Source organism: Candidatus Nomurabacteria bacterium (genome assembly GCA_020631905.1).
GTDB lineage: Bacteria > Patescibacteriota > Saccharimonadia > Saccharimonadales > VXPC01 > JACKGQ01.
In genome coordinates this window covers 1-16,170 of sequence record JACKGQ010000002.1, presented here as the reverse complement: position 1 = coordinate 16,170, position 16,170 = coordinate 1, and the positions used below count along the sequence as shown (strand labels likewise).

The window sequence follows — 16,170 nt, the reverse complement described above, 5'->3', positions numbered from 1 at the left end:
AGAAGAGCTACTATTTTGGGTTGTTTGTCCTCGCCTAAGCGAGAGTAACTTCATTCTTCTATATATAGCTAAACTAAACGGATAAAAACCATGAAACGATACAACCCGAAAGATATTGAGCCCAAGTGGCAAGCCTGGTGGGACGAGCAAAAGACATATCAGGCCAACCTGGCTAGTGACAAACCAAAATACATCGCCATGAGCATGTTTAACTACCCCAGTGGGGCTGGTATTCATATCGGCCATGCTATGAATTACACAATCAGCGATGTGCTAGCCCGGGTTAAGCGCCAGCAAGGCTACGAAAGCTACCACCCTGTTGGCTGGGATGCTTTTGGATTGCCAGCCGAAAACTACGCTATTAAAGCTGGGGTTAGCCCCCAAGCTAGCATGGCCACGATTATTCCGAGCTATCACAAACAGTACAAAGCTATGGGTTGGAGCAACGACTGGAGTAAAGAGATCGCTACTCACGAGCCAATTTATTACAAATGGACACAATGGTTGTTTAGCGAAATGTATCGGGCCGGCCTGGCCTACCAAGACGCGCGGATGCAGTGGTGGTGTACCAAATGCCAAACCGTACTGGCAAACGAACAAGTAATCGACGACAAATGTTGGAGGCACGACGGTGCCGACGACCCGATTGTTGAAAAGCGTGAAGTCAAGCAGTGGTTCTTTAAAATCACCGACTACGCCGACGAGCTGCTCGAAGCCACCGATGCCCTAGATTGGACAGAGGCTGTCAAAACTGCCCAAAAGAACTGGATTGGCAAGAGTAAAGGCGCCGAAATAATATTCAATATCGACAACACAGACCAGTCAATAACTGTCTTTACAACGCGTCCCGATACTTTATTTGGGGCTACATTTATAGTTTTGGCTCCCGAGCACGAGTTGGTGGCGAGTGTTACAACTCCGGAACAAAGAGAGGAAGTCGAAGCCTACCAAAAAGCAGCAGCCAAGAAAGACGAGGTCGAGCGCCAAGCCAACAAAGACAAGACAGGTGTGTTTACTGGCGCTTATGCCATTAACCCTATCAATAACAAGCAAATTCCAATCTGGATTGCCGACTACGTTTTAGTAGGCTACGGTACAGGCGCAATCATGGCCGTCCCGGCTCACGACGAGCGCGACTTCGAATTCGCTACAAAGTTTAATTTAGAGATAACTGAAGTTGTTGCACCAGAGTTTGGCAATCCTCTAGTAGATGCGGTTGATGTGACCGGTCCGGTGGTTCTTGGCTATGATCCCGAGACGGATAGATTCATGAGTTTAATAAACACCAAGAACGACATGCGCTGGCTAGCATCGGGTGGTCTAGAAGATGGCGAAAGTTATGAAACCGCAGCCTTAAGAGAGTTAAAAGAAGAGGCAGGTTTTGAGAATGTTTCAAAACTTATACAGCTAGGCGGACCAACTTACTCTTACTACTTTAATCCAAACAAAAACAGCAACCGTCGATCGTTTAGCTACCTGTATATGGCAGTGATCGACGAGACAGAACAGAACAAGCAGATGCTTGAAGAGCACGAGGCATACAGAGTAGATTGGTCAACGCTTGATGAGATAATAGCGGACTTTAACAACGAGCCCGAGGGACGTGGGCACTGGTTAATTGGAATGGAGAGGGCAAGAGAAGCCGCAAAAGCTCATAAAGAGGGTAGAGAATACCAATCAGAAGTTTTCACTGAAGAAGGTGTGTTATTTAATTCGGATAAATATAACGGGCTATCAAGTTCAGAAGCACGGGAGCAGATTGTGGCTGATCTTGCCAAGCAGGGTGTAGCCGAAGAAAAGACAATTTATAAGATTCGTGACTGGAGTGTTAGTCGTCAACGTTACTGGGGGGCGCCGATTCCGATGGTGCACTGTGTTGAGTGTGGTCCGGTACTTGTACCAGACGACCAATTACCAGTGGTTTTGCCAGAATTAGAAGATTTTGCCCCAAGTGGTGATGGCCGCAGCGCTCTAGCACGCGCAACCGACTGGGTGCAAACTACCTGCCCGGAATGTGGCGGGCAAGCCGAGCGCGAAACCGACACACTCGACACCTACATTTGCAGCAGCTGGTACATGCTACGTTACTTTGACCCAAGCAATGAAAAAGCCATTTTCGATAGCAAAGTTGTCAATAAATGGATGCCGATCGACTTTTATAACGGTGGAGACCACGCTACGGCTCACATGATTTATGCCCGATTTATTACACGTTTCTTACACAAACAGGGTTTGGTGGAGAATCCCGAGCCATTCAAGCGTTTCTTGTTTAACGGCAAAGTTACTGCAAGTGACGGTACGATGTTTAGTAAGAGCAAAGGCAACGGGGTCGACCCGCTAGAAATAATTAACGATGGCTATGGTGCCGACGCGCTGCGTACCTATCTAATGTTTGCTGCCCCGCTAGAGCTGTGGATGCGTTGGGATCCACAAGGTGTGCCTGGCACTTTCCGTTTCTTAAACCGGGTCTGGAACTTGGTGCAAGAATTTAACGATGCCAAAAGCTCTGAGAACCAGAAAAACATAACTGATAATGTCGATAAGCTCTTGCTACAGACAGTTCACAGCACAATCCATAAAACCAGTAAAGACCTAGAAGATACCAAGTACAACACGGCGATCGCCTCGATGATGGCTTGCACCAACGAGCTATATAGACTCAAAGAAAAAGATGGTTACAGCTCTAGCCATTGGCAGTTTGTGCTCGAAAGTCTTGTGCAGCTAATTGCCCCGTTTGCCCCGCATACCGCCGAAGAGCTATGGCACGATCTAGGCCATGAGGACAGCGTAAACAAAGATCACTGGCCAGAGCACGACGATGCATATTTGACAAAAGATACAGTCACGATTGGCGTATCGGTTAATGGAAAGGTCAGGGGAGAACTGCAGATAGCAGCGGATTCTGCCGAAGTCGATGTGCTAGCAGCAGCCAAAGAGCTAGAAAACGTCAAAAAATACTTGAGTGGCGGCACCAAAAAAGAAATCTATGTGCCCGGCCGCCTAGTTAATTTTGTAGTTTAGTCTAGTACAAGTGCTGGCAAGTGTTCTGGCGATAGTTCAACACGCCTACCTAGCCAATTTGGTACTGATTTCGGGATTACGAGCGCCTGATTATCTGGATCTACACCAAGAACGTTAGACCTAAACATGTGAATAATTCGAGCAGCTCGGCGAGAAATTGCTTGTTCATGGAGTTCCTCCATAGATTTTCCAGATGCTTCTGGTGCAGGGCGAGCAACGTTGTTATCGCCGTGGCTACTAAAACTGTATCTAAACGCATCTAACTCACCTTCCGAGTCGAATATTGCAGTTAATCTTTCGTCCCCAGTCCCCTCAGAACTTACACCAACTCCAACACTCAAAACATTTGGCAGGCGCACTATTTGCGGTCCGCCGAATCTGCGGTTCCACTGGGCGGTTGCGTCTATATCAGGAGCTCCTTCTCTTTGGGCTTCCGGGTTATGCCAGTGGACTACTTCGGAAGTTTGATACCTTTGATTTCGGAGTGTGTCTCGATCACCGTGATCGTAAACTGCATTTACATATTGGCATAGCCAACGCAAGTAGGCTTCGCTTGCACGCCGATCTTCTGGGGTGACCAGGCCGTAATCTTCAGTATGTAGTTCGGGAGGACGGTGGTCGGCTAGCTGCCCACCGTGTTTGGCTCGTTCTTTATGTCGATTTCTTCTACCCATTCTGCAAGCATATCGTCAAGAAAAACATTCTGCAAGCATAAGAGCTAAGGATCATAAATGCCTTCTGGGTCGCCTAGATCGCGTTCGGTTTGTTCTAGGCCTTGATCGTAATACTCGGTTTGCCAATCGTATGGTTGTTTGTCTGGTTCGGACTCAACAGATAATTTGGCGGTTATAATTTTGGCTAACCGCTGGTATCCCCGATAAGCAGGATGTCGCTGGTATGCTCTAGCTTTATCGGTAGGAATGGCGATTATATTGTCGTCTGACTCGTAGGCCATGAACACAAGCATAAACAGAATATATAGAATAGTCAGCAATCTATGTCACACCTGGCAACAAGCCGAGGCAAATATGTACATTTTAGGAAATAGGGAACATTGAATGGGTTAAGGCTCTCTCGCCCGACGGGTCAGAATCGACCCGTCGGGCACCTCGTGGGCCACTCCTACGGCTGACGCCAAGGAGCGTTCGGGTCCAGGAAGCCACCCCAGTCGGGGTTGGCGAGGCGCTGCCTCGTCCGGTACCCAACGGGTTTGACGTATGGCCTATGTGTCTTTAACTGACCCAAAAGCCAGAAAAAAGCACCGAGGCAACTGAGCGCTGCGATCAACGCAGCGAACCCATGCGGCGCATACGCGCCATCGATATGACACCAACAGCGCCAAGTTACGTACATCAGCGCGCCTGTGGCTAAAGCCATCAGGAGTGCGCTTCCGAGCACGATTAGCTTTTTCATCGGGTCCTCCTGAAAATTTGAGCGAACTGGTTGGCGATCGCCATCGCGGCAAAAACTATTGCCGTGGCGATCAAGTTGATCACCACAATGATGACTAGCTCGCCATCGTAAGCCGGTTGCTTTTTGGCTTTCACTTGTTTCTCCTTGTTTGTGCCGGTTAAGGCGTGGCACGCTGAGTCGATTTGCCCGCGCGAGGAGAAAACATGCTACTTAAGCCAATGTTCCCCTAAAATATACATATAGTTAAAGAACGTGGCTTGCAATAAGCCACATATTATATTATAGCATAAACACCTATGTTTAGTCAAGCCACCCTACGTATCGCAAATCTTTTTTACGAGCTTATGCTATCTGCTGTTAAAATATATTAAGTGATCCGATATATGCTTCAGAAACTGATTACTTTGCAAGTAGCTATTCTGCTGATTTTTGCATTTCTGGGTGTACCGACAGCAGCTGCGGCTACAGATATGAGTTGCGATCCAGCTACCGATTATCCTCAGTTTAGCTCTTTATTTCATGTCCCAGAAGCAAGCTACGACATATATGTTCGATTAAGTAATCACGAAAAAAAGTCGGTAAATTTCGATCTATTTAGTGGCAACGATAGCTCCGATTGTCGCCAACTTGGCCGGGTTAAGGCTAGCTCAACTTCTTGGCAAAAAATCGGTAGTGATTTGAAGTTTTTGGACGAGGATGCAACGTTTTTATATGCAAAAGTCCCAAACGAAAATCAGCTTGGCACATTACCGCCACAGATTGTTTTTATAAATAGTGATTTAGGCTGTTCTCCTGAAAAATGTCGGACAGACTACAACGACCAACAATATACGATTGTCCCACAAACAGTCTCTTATCTTTACGATAACCTAAAAGTGTCTTTGATCGAACAATTTAGCGGGGTAGATGTCGAAAATGTTAATTATTTTGTCGATGGCAAGCTACTGTATAAAAGCGATAACACATCATTAGATAAATGGCGGTTATTGCCCGGACAACATACGGTAGTTAGTCGAGTTAAATTTACGAACGGTCAGGCTTTGATCTTGAATCAATCGCTCAAAATCGATATCAACCCGATTCAGATAATTGCTCCATACTATCTAAAGCTTCTACCAATCTTAAAACCAGTTGGGCTATTTGTAGCCTTACTGCTCGGCTACTATGCTGTCTTACTTCTTCTCCGGTCGATTAGTCGAAAAAGACGATGGAAGCAAGCTCATTTTAACAACCCAGAGTCGCCGATAATACCAATCGATTTAAAAACGAAATATAAGCTAGCCGAGAATCGCCTCGAGCTCGAGCAAGCCAAGAAATATTTGTTGCCAGCTGTAATGGTGTCTTTGGTGGGTCTTGGTGTTTTTTATGTGCTGACAACTTGGGTGATTGCCGTTTTTCGGGTCGACGGGGTTAGTATGGAGACAACTCTTCACAACAACAGCCATCATCTAATATTCAAACTGCCAGACACCTATGCTCGAATTACTCGCTCGCAGTACATACCAAGCAGGTATGACGTGGTTATTTTCGAAAAAACAGACACCTCGAACATTCAAGGTATCGATCTTAGCGAAACTACGCATGTGGTCAAAAGAGTTATTGGCCTACCTGGGGAGCGAGTGGTTATAGATGGTGGCTACATACTTGTCTATCCAAAAGATTCAACCAACCCAATTGAGGCCGATCTTCAGCAGCCTTGGTCGACGGTTTTATCGCCAAGTTATGGCACCAAGATTGACATTACGCTTAAAGACGACGAACTTTTTGTGGCTGGTGATAATCGAGTAGATTCAATCGACTCACGCATTTATGGTCCGATTAAAATCGATGAGCTCCGCGGTAAGGCATTATTCCGACAACCTAGCGATAGGGCGGTGTATCAACCGGAACTTTAGAATTTTGTTCAAAGCGCAGATATTAACACAATCAACTTGCGATCTACCTCTGTTTAATGTATAATTCTGCGGATTTAATCTAAACATAAGGAGGTTTACTTTGGGTAAGCCAAAGAAACAGACTACCAAGCGACGCACAGGTAATCGTCGTAGCCACTTGGTACTAAAGTTGGCTCGAGCTGTGAACGCAAAGTCACCAGTAAAGGCACGCACAACTAAAAACGAAACTGGCTCAAAAAAAGCCAAATAAACATTTCAGCTCATGGTAAAATGAGCTGCAGTAGGAGAGTATTAACAAGGTAATTCTATGGCATCGAACCGACACTTAGGCCGGATAGTCACACTCCAAACTCTTTATGAGTTTGATTTTCGGGTGGGATGTGCCGACCCAGATGTCGATATCGCCGAGATTTTGCAGCGCAATATTCAGCGCTATAGCGAAACTATCGAGGATAAGCAATTCATAGAAGACCTAGTTAAAGCAGTTCTAGAAAAGGCCAAAGAACTAGACACCGAGCTGCAACCGATTGCTCCAGATTGGCCGATTGATCAGATAGCTAGAATCGATAGACTAGTCTTAGAGATTGGCCTATACGAGCTAAAGTATAGCCCTAGTGTTCCACCAAAAGTGGTTATTAACGAAGCTGTCGAGCTAGCCAAAGGTTTTGGTGGCGACAACTCGAGCAAATTCATCAATGGTGTACTCGGAACTGCCTATAAAAATTTAGAGCAATCTAAAAAAGCAAAAACTTCTACCAAATCTAAGAAGAAAGAAGTTGCTGATGGTCAAAAGACCGAAACCATTTAAAGAGTTTAAGAAATTTGTAAAACGTCATCGTCCGGCAATCCAGGATGTCTTAAAAGAATCGCGCTCTGGCGGAATAGTTTACCGAATCAGTAAATCTGGTGATATCGAGTTTCTGTTGTTTCAGGATGCTCGTGGCAGGTGGTCGATACCCAAGGGCAGCCTGGAAGAAGGCGAGCGCCCCAAAGAAACTGCCCGTCGCGAAGTTCACGAAGAGACAGGCCTAGATATTAACGATCTAGAAACTCAAGATTACTTGGGTATAAATAACTTTAGGTATCGGCGAGAAAACAGCTTGGTTTTAATCAGAATGAAAGTATATTTGGTTAAGGCCAGTGGCAACACCGACAAGATAAAAGGCGAAGACTGGATGATGGGTGTCCGTTGGTTTAAGGCCAAAGATGCCCTCGATAACATCGAATACGATGATATCCAAAAGTTGATGCTAATTGCGATTAAGAAGATAAAAGAAAACCATCATGTTAAGGAGAAAAATTAATGCAACCAGTCGACTATGATGAACTAGCCATTAAAATAACTGGCAGTAAATTTACCGACCCAGAAATCTTTATCACTGCTTTTACGCATCGATCCTATCTGAACGAGCATAAAAAAAGTGCTAAAGAACACAATGAAAGACTCGAGTTTTTAGGTGATGCTGTGCTCGAACTGGTAGTCACCGAGTACCTGTATGCGCATTATGACGAGCCAGAAGGTATCCTAACCAACTGGCGAGCAGCTTTAGTGCGCACCGAGAGTATCAGTGCAGCCGCTCACCGACTTGGATTCGACCCATACCTACGACTATCACGCGGTGAAAAACGGGGTTCAGATCGAGCCCGAGACCAGATTATGGCCAACACCTTCGAAGCAGTGATTGGCTCGATTTATTTAGACAAAGGCTATCAGACAGCTGCATTGTTTATCGAAACCAACATATTAAGCACACTCCAGGAAATTCTCGAAACTGGTTCGTGGCTAGATGCCAAGACCCGCTTGCAAGAGAAAGTTCAGAGCGACGAAGGTATGACTCCAGTTTACAAGGTATTAGAAGAAGAAGGCCCCGATCACGAAAAAGTCTTTACGGTTGGTGTATATGTGGGCGATAAGCTACGTGGTGAGGGCAAAGGCCCATCTAAGCAGATAGCCCAGCAGGAAGCCGCCGAAAAAGCTCTAAAAAACTAAAAAACTCTACCTCTGTTGACAAAAGGGTTCGACTCAGTTAAAATCTACGGGTTAATTTGTGGAAAAGTAATAATAAAGGAATTTAATGCTAGTAATTCGCATGCAACGCACCGGTCGCCGCGGACTCGCTCAGTACAGAATGGTTGTCCAGGACTCGCGTCAGACACCTACAAGTGGCAAAAATGTCGCTAGTTTAGGCCACTACGATCCGCACACTAAAGAAAACGGTGTCGACATCGAAAAGGCTAAATTTTATCTTGAGCATGGCGCTCAACCATCTAACCGAGTCGCCAAGTTTTTGAGCGATAATGGTGTTAAGTTGCCAGACTGGGTAAATCTAGACAATAGCAAAGCCGCGAATATCAAAAATGCCGAAAAACTTCGCAAAAACCGTCCAGTCGAAGAAGTTGCCGAAGAGCCAGCTGCCGAGGCAAGCGAAGCTGTCGATACACCTGCCGAAACCGAAGAAACTCCAGCGGCCGAAGAACCTGTTGTCGACACAACTGCCGAAGCCGAAAAACCAGCCGAAGCTTAGGAATATACCGAATAGTTTACAAAAAAAGAGTCAATTTGGCTCTTTTTTTGTAAATTTTACTTAAATAACAGTTTAAGTACGAAGTGGAAATTTAATTTAAATTAAATTTAAATTAAATTTCAAAAATATGCGATTAATAATTTTGTGCTAACGAAAACAGAAAAAATGGTTATTACTCAAACCTTAACATCTTTCCTCTCACCCCTTAAGATCAGGCAGTTCGAAATGTATTGAGCGAGTGGTATAATGTAGTTACATTAATAGTAGGAGAGGTGCAGTATGTCGAATATTGACCAAGATTTTGTTGAATATGTAGTAAAGTCGATCGTCAGCCAGCCAGACAAGGTAAAGGTAGACCGCAAAATAGATGAAAAAGGAGTCCTCTTAACGCTCGAAGTCGATCAAGAAGATCTCGGACGTGTTATTGGTAAACGTGGAGCAACCGCTCAGAGTATCCGCACACTTCTTCGCGCTTTAGGCACAAAGAACGATGCCCGTTATAATCTTAAAATCGCCGATAACGGTGAGCCAAAAATGAGTTCTGGTCGCAGCCAAGGCGCATGGGGTTCAGACGATAGCTCGTCTAGCGCGAAGCCAGCGGATGATGCAGCTGATGCGTCTACTTCGGACGATGTGGTTGAACCAGAAGAGGCCACCGAAAGCGTTGCCGATAAGGCTCGCAAAGAACTAGCCGATCTCGACGATCTCGATATTTAAAGATTCTTGCTTGTGTTTTTGTGATCGAGACTGTAGAATAAAACAACTCGATCATGATATTTAAGAGCTCATGCGAGCCGATATACCACTAGGTATTCGGGAGCTTTATGTGATCAAACAACCGCCTTTTGTTGGCGGTTGTTTGTGTTTTAGACCTAAAAATTGTGATATAATAAACTTAATGAAAATTCAAATAAAAGGAAAAGAGCAGCCAGCAGCGGCGATTTATTCGACGCTCCTGCGCGATGGGAAAAACCTGGGTTTTTCCCATAAGGCGGAGCCGAAGTGAAAATTCAAATAATCAGTCTGTTTCCAGAAGTTTTTAAAGAGTATCTGCAAGTTGGCATGATGCGAAAGGCGGTTGAAGCCGGCAAAGTTGAATTTATCTTAACAAACCTAAGAGATTATGGCCTTGGGCCACGCCAGACTGTCGACGACACACCTTACGGTGGTGGAGATGGTATGCTACTTAAGCCAGAGCCAATCGTTGCGGCGATTGAAACAGCCAAGCTAGATTTACCAAATAGTAAAGTCATCTTAATGACCCCCCGTGGCGAAACCTTTAGGCAGTCCGATGCCACTGGGCTAGCCGACGAAGGCAAAGACCTGATTTTTGTGTGTGCTCGCTACGAAGGATACGACGAACGAATTACTGCATGGGTAGACGAGCAACTCAGCATAGGCAATTATGTGTTGACTGGTGGTGAGCTACCAACTCTTGTGGTAATCGACGCTCTAGTACGCCTAATCCCTGGTGTATTAGGTGGTGATCAAAGTATCGAAGTCGAGAGTTATAGCGACGACAAAACCAGGGAACACCCTCAATACACTCGCCCAGAAGAATTTAGAGGTGTTAAGGTACCAGATGTTTTGCTCAGTGGTAACCATGCCCTAATTGACCAATGGCGAAGAGACAACCAAATAAATGCCGATGAGTGAAATCGAAATATTTCCTGGATACCCTGTCGACCAAGAGGTGTTAGCTAGAAGCGGACTGTGCCCTCGCTACTATGATTACATCGAGGTAGTGCCAGATAGCAATCCGGTTTTCGGTGGTATGCCATTTAACTATGGTTTTCCTGGGCAACTTGGCCATAAGGTTTATGTTTTTCGCGATATATTTAATTTTCTTAATGATAAATTTGTCGAGCAAGGCTTGCCATCTCAAAGAACTGTTGTAGATTATCTGGGTGTAATCGCTGGCATGACTACTGCAATAGCTCTGAGTCACGAGTTCTCCGATACTGCAATGAGGCTTATTGATAACCAGACTCTAGGCTTAAAGATTTTTACTCAAGAGGATTTATTGCGTGCTCGCAGGGCATTACAGGCTGCCGAAATAGAAATGCCAGTACTCCGCGATATGCTCGATCAATGTTTAGATGTATAATATCCTGTAGTTGAAGACTGGAGGGACAATATGAAAAAAGTATACGCGCACTGTGATGTGCCATGTGGAATCTACGAAACAGATACAATGCGTCATGCGGCCGACACTTGCCGCCGGATGGTTGAAAAGATCGAGGAGCTTGGCGAAGATACCGACCTAGAACATCGTAACCAGTTTGTCAGGGCTGTAGTGGTCAAAGAAGAACATGCCCAGAAGTGCAAAGACCAGCTGTATTTGCTCTGGAGTGATTATTTTAAACCAGAGCATCTTGCCGACTTCCCAAATCTTCACGACCTATTTTGGCGGGCTACGAAGCAATGTGGCAAGGTTAAGCAGACAGTTAGCCTAGAAGTGTGCGACGAGTTAATTAAACTAGTTGCAGAAGTCGCTTCGGTATTCGCTCAGACAAAAACTCAACATTAAGATGATTTACATCCGCAGGGTCCAGGGTAAAAGCATGCTACCCAGCTTAACTCCAGGACGAGTGGTAGTAGCGATCCATAAAAAGTGGGATATTGGCGATGTGGTTATTGCCCGAGTTCGTCAAATAGAGGTTATTAAACGTGTATCGAGCTTTTCGGTTTCTAAAGTTTGCCTGAAAGGTGATAATCGCAACCATAGCCAAGACGAAGATGTTTACGAATCTCAGGTTATTGCTAAAGTTGTTTGGCCTAGAGGTCTTACAAAAGTCTAATATGCGTTGCTTGACGATTTAACGTATACGGCTGTTGGCAGTTTAAAATTACTGATTTATTACAGTTGAGCTGCTATTTGGCTCATGAGAATCTGTATCGATATATTGATGCATAAAGTTCGTGAGTAGGCTGACACCAATAACTCCAACTAGCAACATAATTGTTTGAGGTCCGGCAATTTTCTTGGCTTCGTTTTCGTGAATAGTCGGGATTATGTCACTAACAGCTATGTAGATAAACATGCCCGCGATTAGGCCTAAAATACCATCGAGTGAGAGTCCATGGGAATCGCCTAACTTAAAGAAGATTATCGCGGCCACTGTGGTCGCGAGGGCGCTAAAGATATTTACGTAAATTACTTTTAGTCTGGACATGCCTTTATCGAGCATTAGGCCAAAATCGCCAATTTCCTGTGGGATCTCGTGAGCAGCTACAGCCAGAGTAACCACTATACCCGTCTGAGAGTTCAGTAAAAATGCCGAACCAATCGCAATTCCATCTATAAAATTATGCAGAGTATCGCCAATTACCAAAAGTGATACGGTCGGATCTTTTGGGCCGTTTTCGTCGTGAACATGATGGTGGTGGAACCAGTGTAGAAAGCGCTCGAGGATAAAAAATCCGATAATCCCGATTAGGGTATAGGTTAGGGCTTTTTCGGCATCTCCGACATGAGATGCTTCAGGTAGGAGATCGACGAAAGCAGCTGACAGCAGTGCTCCAGCAGCAAAAGGTGTAGCATAATTCGAAAACTTTCCAGCCGTTTTTTTATTTGAAATAAGTAAAAACCCACCAGATAGCGACAATACGCCACCAACCAACGAGAAAAATATTACTGTCCAGAGACTAACCATTACTTAATTCTACCACTAAAATAGTAACCAAGACACGGAATTTCAAAATTAGCACTCTTGACTTTAGCGTCAAGAATCCCAGTTTTTTGCTTCTGGCTATACATTTACACTGTGCCTACAAAACCTGGATGCAGATTTATGTAAGGAAATTACACAAATTTGCCCCAGAACTTGTATCTACTAGTGAAAATACATATCCAAAAACAAATAAACTGGCACTCTTGACGCTCGAGTGCTAATTTGCGATAATGGTTGTAGTAAAAGGAGTCTAATAGCTATGGATCCGCAAGCACAGAACCAAGAACCCCAGAACCCACTCGATCAGTTTGGGCAGGACTATACCGAGCTGGCCGAAGCCGGCAAGCTCGACCCAGTAATTGGTCGCGACGAAGAAATTCGCCGCTGTATGCAGGTGCTTAGCCGCCGAACCAAGAACAACCCGGTGTTAATCGGCGAGCCAGGTGTTGGTAAAACCGCCATTGTCGAGGGCTTAGCCCAGCGGATTGTGCGCGGTGATGTGCCAAGTAGTCTTAAAAATAAACGGGTAGTAAGTATCGAGATTGGCAACTTGCTAGCTGGCGCTAGTTTTCGGGGCCAGTTCGAACAGCGCCTAAAAGACATTCTAAAAGAGGTCGAAGATTCGGGTGGCGAGATAATCTTATTTGTCGACGAACTTCATACCATCGTTGGTGCCGGCAAAGCCGAGGGTTCGGTCGATGCCGGCAATATGCTCAAACCACTGTTAGCTCGTGGCAAGCTACATATGATTGGCGCCACCACAATCAACGAGTATCGCCAGAATATCGAGAAAGATGCCGCTCTAGAACGTCGCTTCCAACCAGTTTATGTTGGCGAACCTAGCCTAGAAGATACAATCGCTATTTTACGTGGCATTCAAGAGAAATACGAAGTTCATCATGGGGTTAAGATTACCGACCAGGCGATTGTCGCCGCGGCGCGACTAAGCGATCGTTATATTTCCGATCGGTTTTTGCCAGATAAAGCCGTCGACTTGCTCGACGAAGCCACCAGCGGCTTAAAGATGCAGCTCGATAGCATGCCAATCGAGCTCGATCGGCTAACTCGGCGCAAAATGCAGCTCGAAATCGAACTTTCCGCGCTCAAAAAAGATAAATCCGACCAAGCCAAGGCTCGCAAAGCCGAGATCGAAGCCGAAGTCGAGAAGATCAAAGCCGAATCTAGCCAGCTAGAAAAGCGCTGGCAAACCGAGAAAGATATTATCGACAGACTTAACAAGTCGAGCGAGAAGCTCGAGGGTTTGCGGGGCCAGCTCGATCGCTATGAGCGCGACGGCGAGCTAAACGAGGCTGCTCGAGTTAAGTATGGCGAGATACCCGAAACCGAAAAGCAACTAGCTGAGGCTTCGGCCGAACTGGCAAAAATTCCCGAAACCGAACGTTTACTACAAGAAGAAGTTACTGCTCAAGATATCGCCGCGGTAGTTTCGCGCTGGACAGGTGTGCCAACCGAAAAGTTGCTAGAGAGCGAAACCAGCAAACTTACCCACCTCGAAGAATATCTACATCGCCGAGTAGTTGGCCAGAACCAAGCCGTCGACTCAGTTGCCAATGCGATTCGCCGCTCACGGGCTGGCATTGCCGATGCTAACCGGCCAATTGGTAGTTTCTTGTTCCTTGGCCCAACTGGCGTCGGTAAGACCGAACTTGCCAAAGCTCTGGCCGAGCAACTGTTCGACGACGAGCAAGCGATTGTGCGGATCGACATGAGCGAGTACATGGAACAACATGCGGTTTCGCGGTTGATTGGCTCGCCACCAGGTTATGTAGGCTACGAGCAGGGTGGCCAGCTTACCGAGGCCGTGCGCCGCCGCCCGTATTCAATTATCCTGTTCGACGAGATTGAAAAGGCTCACCCCGAAGTGTTTAATGTGTTGCTGCAAGTACTCGACGATGGCCGGCTAACAGATGGCAAGGGCAGGGTGGTTAACTTTACTAACACCATCGTGATTATGACTAGCAATATAGGTAGCGAGCAGATTCTTCAGTGGGACGAAGCCAGCGCCGAGCAACTAGACGAGTCTGTGCGAGGGCTATTGCGCCAGCACTTTAGGCCAGAGTTCTTAAACCGAATCGACGATATTGTAGTCTTTGAGCGGATCGAACCCGGCGCCATGCAAGCGATTGTCGACAAAGAGCTAGCCCGGGTGGCCGAGCATGTTAAGCAAACTAAAGATATTAGTTTAGAGTTCGAAGATTCGCTTAAGCAGATGTTGGCCGAAGAAGGCTACGACCCAGCTTTTGGGGCTCGCCCACTCAAACGACTAATTCAATCTAAATTACTCAACGAGTTGGCTCGGCAGATTGTTGACGGTAAAGTTATCGAAGGCAAGAAATATAAGATCGGTTACTCGGGTAAGAAAATAAGCATCGTGTAGATATGCAGCAATTAGCCGTTAAAGTTAAACCAAATAGCAAACAGGTAACTTTGGCATGGAACGGCGAAAAGCTGGCCGTTCGGTTGACTGCATCACCGCAAGATGGCAAAGCCAATCGACAACTTGTCGAAGTATTAGCTAAGGAGTTTGGACTAGCCAAGCGCCAGGTGGTTATAGCCAAAGGTCATACTAGCTCAAACAAATTACTACAACTAGATGTCAGCCAAGCACAACTAGACCAGCACTTGGCTGGTTTAGATCAGTTGCCCGAGCAAACTAAGTTGCTACCACTGTAGACTGCGAACTTCTTCGTCGGGGGCTTCTAGTTCGGCTTGTTCAAGTAAGTCTACCTGCTGAATTTTCTCGATAAAATCTTCGGCAGAATGAAAAATCGTGCTGTTATGAAACTTGTTTAAAGCAGCGTGTATGGCTTTAGGCATCGATAAATTTTCGGCTGCTTGTAGGAAATGCCTGATCGTAGCAGGATAGGTGCTCACTTCTTGGCCGAGTCGAGCAAACAGGTCGTCTTTGGCCTTCAAATTTTGTAGGGTTGTCATCTCACCTCCTTACACTTATATTATACGCCCAGTAGTCAAATATTTCTTTCTAACAGAGGTTGAGAAAAGTCGCCCCGCCAAGTATAATCTGCTGGTTGTACATGCTCTAAAATGTACGCCAGTACTAGCCAATTCATAACTTGTTATGAATTGAGATGAGCAAAGATGATCTATCGGCCTGACGATTTTACTACTTGATCGTAAAATCGCCTACCCGATAGTTGTCATCTATTGCGACGATGGGATGTGGCCAAGTGGTAAGGCGCCTCGCTCTGGACGAGGAGATCGTAGGTTCGAATCCTACCATCCCAGCCACGAAATGAGATTAGCTTATGCTAATCTTTTTTCGTGCTTGTGATTGGTTGATTGGGTTCTGTGAATGGGCAGCGAAGCTGCTATATTCGCATGGTTCGGGCATCAAGCTCGCTCGCAGAAGCTTGCTTCGAGAACGAGAGAAGTATGCACGATGTCATCCTGCCGTCCCAGCCAGACTCAGCACCAGACAACAAAGACCCGGTTCCATGACCGGGTTTTGTCGTCTCTTGAGGTAATTCCGGTTCGAATCCTGTTTGACCGTAAACCCCCATGGAAACTGGACAGTAATCTAAAGACCGGGTTCCTTGACCATGATCTAGCGCCAATTACTATGCACTAAGTTAGTTAAGTATCAGTACTCGTAGTAGGTGT

General features: G+C 45.8%; 19 protein-coding genes and 1 tRNA gene. 15 read left to right on the top strand and 5 right to left on the bottom strand.

What is annotated here, in order from left to right; translation table 11 throughout:
• Positions 1-90 precede the first annotated feature (90 nt).
• Positions 91-3,021: a class I tRNA ligase family protein gene (locus H6798_04150; protein ID MCB9821699.1), complete on the top strand. Its 2,931-nt coding sequence runs from the start codon at positions 91-93 to the stop codon at positions 3,019-3,021.
• Here H6798_04150 and H6798_04145 read toward each other — a convergent pair.
• The 3 genes from H6798_04145 to H6798_04135 all read right to left on the bottom strand — a co-directional run bounded on the left by H6798_04145 (position 3,018) and on the right by H6798_04135 (position 4,568).
• Positions 3,018-3,695, bottom strand: a complete 678-nt coding sequence (locus H6798_04145; protein ID MCB9821698.1) for a hypothetical protein — start codon at positions 3,693-3,695, stop codon at positions 3,018-3,020. The genes H6798_04150 and H6798_04145 overlap by 4 nt on opposite strands.
• Before the next feature lie 44 nt (positions 3,696-3,739).
• A complete protein-coding gene (locus tag H6798_04140) occupies positions 3,740-3,976 on the bottom strand; it encodes a hypothetical protein (GenBank protein MCB9821697.1) in 237 nt (78 codons plus the stop codon).
• Positions 3,977-4,430: 454 nt separating this feature from the next.
• A complete protein-coding gene (locus H6798_04135; protein ID MCB9821696.1) occupies positions 4,431-4,568 on the bottom strand; it encodes a hypothetical protein in 138 nt (45 codons plus the stop codon).
• 249 nt (positions 4,569-4,817) lie between these two features.
• On the opposite strand from H6798_04135, the gene lepB reads away from it, so the two are divergent.
• From lepB to H6798_04080, 11 genes are all read left to right on the top strand, one after another.
• Positions 4,818-6,329, top strand: coding sequence for a signal peptidase I (gene lepB, locus H6798_04130; protein MCB9821695.1), 1,512 nt, complete (start codon positions 4,818-4,820; stop codon positions 6,327-6,329).
• 100 nt (positions 6,330-6,429) lie between these two features.
• Positions 6,430-6,579 (top strand): hypothetical protein, encoded by a 150-nt coding sequence (locus H6798_04125; protein MCB9821694.1) that lies wholly within the window; start codon positions 6,430-6,432, stop codon positions 6,577-6,579.
• A 57-nt stretch (positions 6,580-6,636) separates the two neighbouring features.
• The gene (nusB, locus tag H6798_04120) at positions 6,637-7,137 is read left to right on the top strand and encodes a transcription antitermination factor NusB (GenBank protein ID MCB9821693.1); all 501 of its coding nucleotides are present in this window, start codon (positions 6,637-6,639) and stop codon (positions 7,135-7,137) included.
• Positions 7,112-7,633 carry an NUDIX domain-containing protein gene (locus H6798_04115; protein MCB9821692.1) on the top strand — a complete coding sequence of 174 codons (522 nt, stop codon included), beginning with the start codon at positions 7,112-7,114 and terminating at the stop codon, positions 7,631-7,633. The genes nusB and H6798_04115 overlap by 26 nt, the downstream gene beginning before the upstream one ends.
• Positions 7,633-8,319, top strand: a complete 687-nt coding sequence (gene rnc / locus H6798_04110; GenBank protein ID MCB9821691.1) for a ribonuclease III — start codon at positions 7,633-7,635, stop codon at positions 8,317-8,319. The genes H6798_04115 and rnc overlap by 1 nt, the downstream gene beginning before the upstream one ends.
• 85 nt (positions 8,320-8,404) lie before the next feature.
• On the top strand, positions 8,405-8,854 hold the full coding sequence (gene rpsP / locus H6798_04105; GenBank protein ID MCB9821690.1) for a 30S ribosomal protein S16: 450 nt from the start codon (positions 8,405-8,407) through the stop codon (positions 8,852-8,854).
• A gap of 279 nt (positions 8,855-9,133) precedes the next feature.
• Complete coding sequence (locus H6798_04100) at positions 9,134-9,571, top strand: KH domain-containing protein (GenBank protein MCB9821689.1); 438 nt, start codon at positions 9,134-9,136, stop codon at positions 9,569-9,571.
• Positions 9,572-9,856: 285 nt separating this feature from the next.
• Positions 9,857-10,510, top strand: coding sequence for a tRNA (guanosine(37)-N1)-methyltransferase TrmD (trmD, locus tag H6798_04095; GenBank protein ID MCB9821688.1), 654 nt, complete (start codon positions 9,857-9,859; stop codon positions 10,508-10,510).
• Positions 10,503-10,961 carry a hypothetical protein gene (locus H6798_04090; GenBank protein MCB9821687.1) on the top strand — a complete coding sequence of 153 codons (459 nt, stop codon included), beginning with the start codon at positions 10,503-10,505 and terminating at the stop codon, positions 10,959-10,961. The genes trmD and H6798_04090 overlap by 8 nt, the downstream gene beginning before the upstream one ends.
• 30 nt (positions 10,962-10,991) lie before the next feature.
• Positions 10,992-11,384, top strand: a complete 393-nt coding sequence (gene sodN / locus H6798_04085; protein MCB9821686.1) for a superoxide dismutase, Ni — start codon at positions 10,992-10,994, stop codon at positions 11,382-11,384.
• Positions 11,385-11,418: 34 nt separating this feature from the next.
• A complete protein-coding gene (locus tag H6798_04080; protein MCB9821685.1) occupies positions 11,419-11,655 on the top strand; it encodes a hypothetical protein in 237 nt (78 codons plus the stop codon).
• A 48-nt stretch (positions 11,656-11,703) separates the two neighbouring features.
• On the opposite strand, the gene H6798_04075 is transcribed toward H6798_04080, so the two are convergent.
• Positions 11,704-12,510: a ZIP family metal transporter gene (locus tag H6798_04075; GenBank protein MCB9821684.1), complete on the bottom strand. Its 807-nt coding sequence runs from the start codon at positions 12,508-12,510 to the stop codon at positions 11,704-11,706.
• 277 nt (positions 12,511-12,787) lie between these two features.
• Between H6798_04075 and H6798_04070 the strand changes: the two genes are divergently transcribed.
• Together H6798_04070 and H6798_04065 are read left to right on the top strand one after the other, a co-directional pair.
• The gene (locus H6798_04070) at positions 12,788-14,926 is read left to right on the top strand and encodes an AAA family ATPase (GenBank protein MCB9821683.1); all 2,139 of its coding nucleotides are present in this window, start codon (positions 12,788-12,790) and stop codon (positions 14,924-14,926) included.
• 2 nt (positions 14,927-14,928) lie between these two features.
• Complete coding sequence (locus tag H6798_04065) at positions 14,929-15,222, top strand: DUF167 domain-containing protein (GenBank protein ID MCB9821682.1); 294 nt, start codon at positions 14,929-14,931, stop codon at positions 15,220-15,222.
• Here H6798_04065 and H6798_04060 read toward each other — a convergent pair.
• Positions 15,211-15,483, bottom strand: a complete 273-nt coding sequence (locus tag H6798_04060) for a hypothetical protein (protein ID MCB9821681.1) — start codon at positions 15,481-15,483, stop codon at positions 15,211-15,213. The two genes, H6798_04065 and H6798_04060, sit on opposite strands and share 12 nt — an antisense overlap.
• 240 nt (positions 15,484-15,723) lie before the next feature.
• On the opposite strand from H6798_04060, the gene H6798_04055 reads away from it, so the two are divergent.
• A tRNA-Gln gene (locus H6798_04055) sits at positions 15,724-15,798 on the top strand.
• Positions 15,799-16,170: the final 372 nt, after the last annotated feature.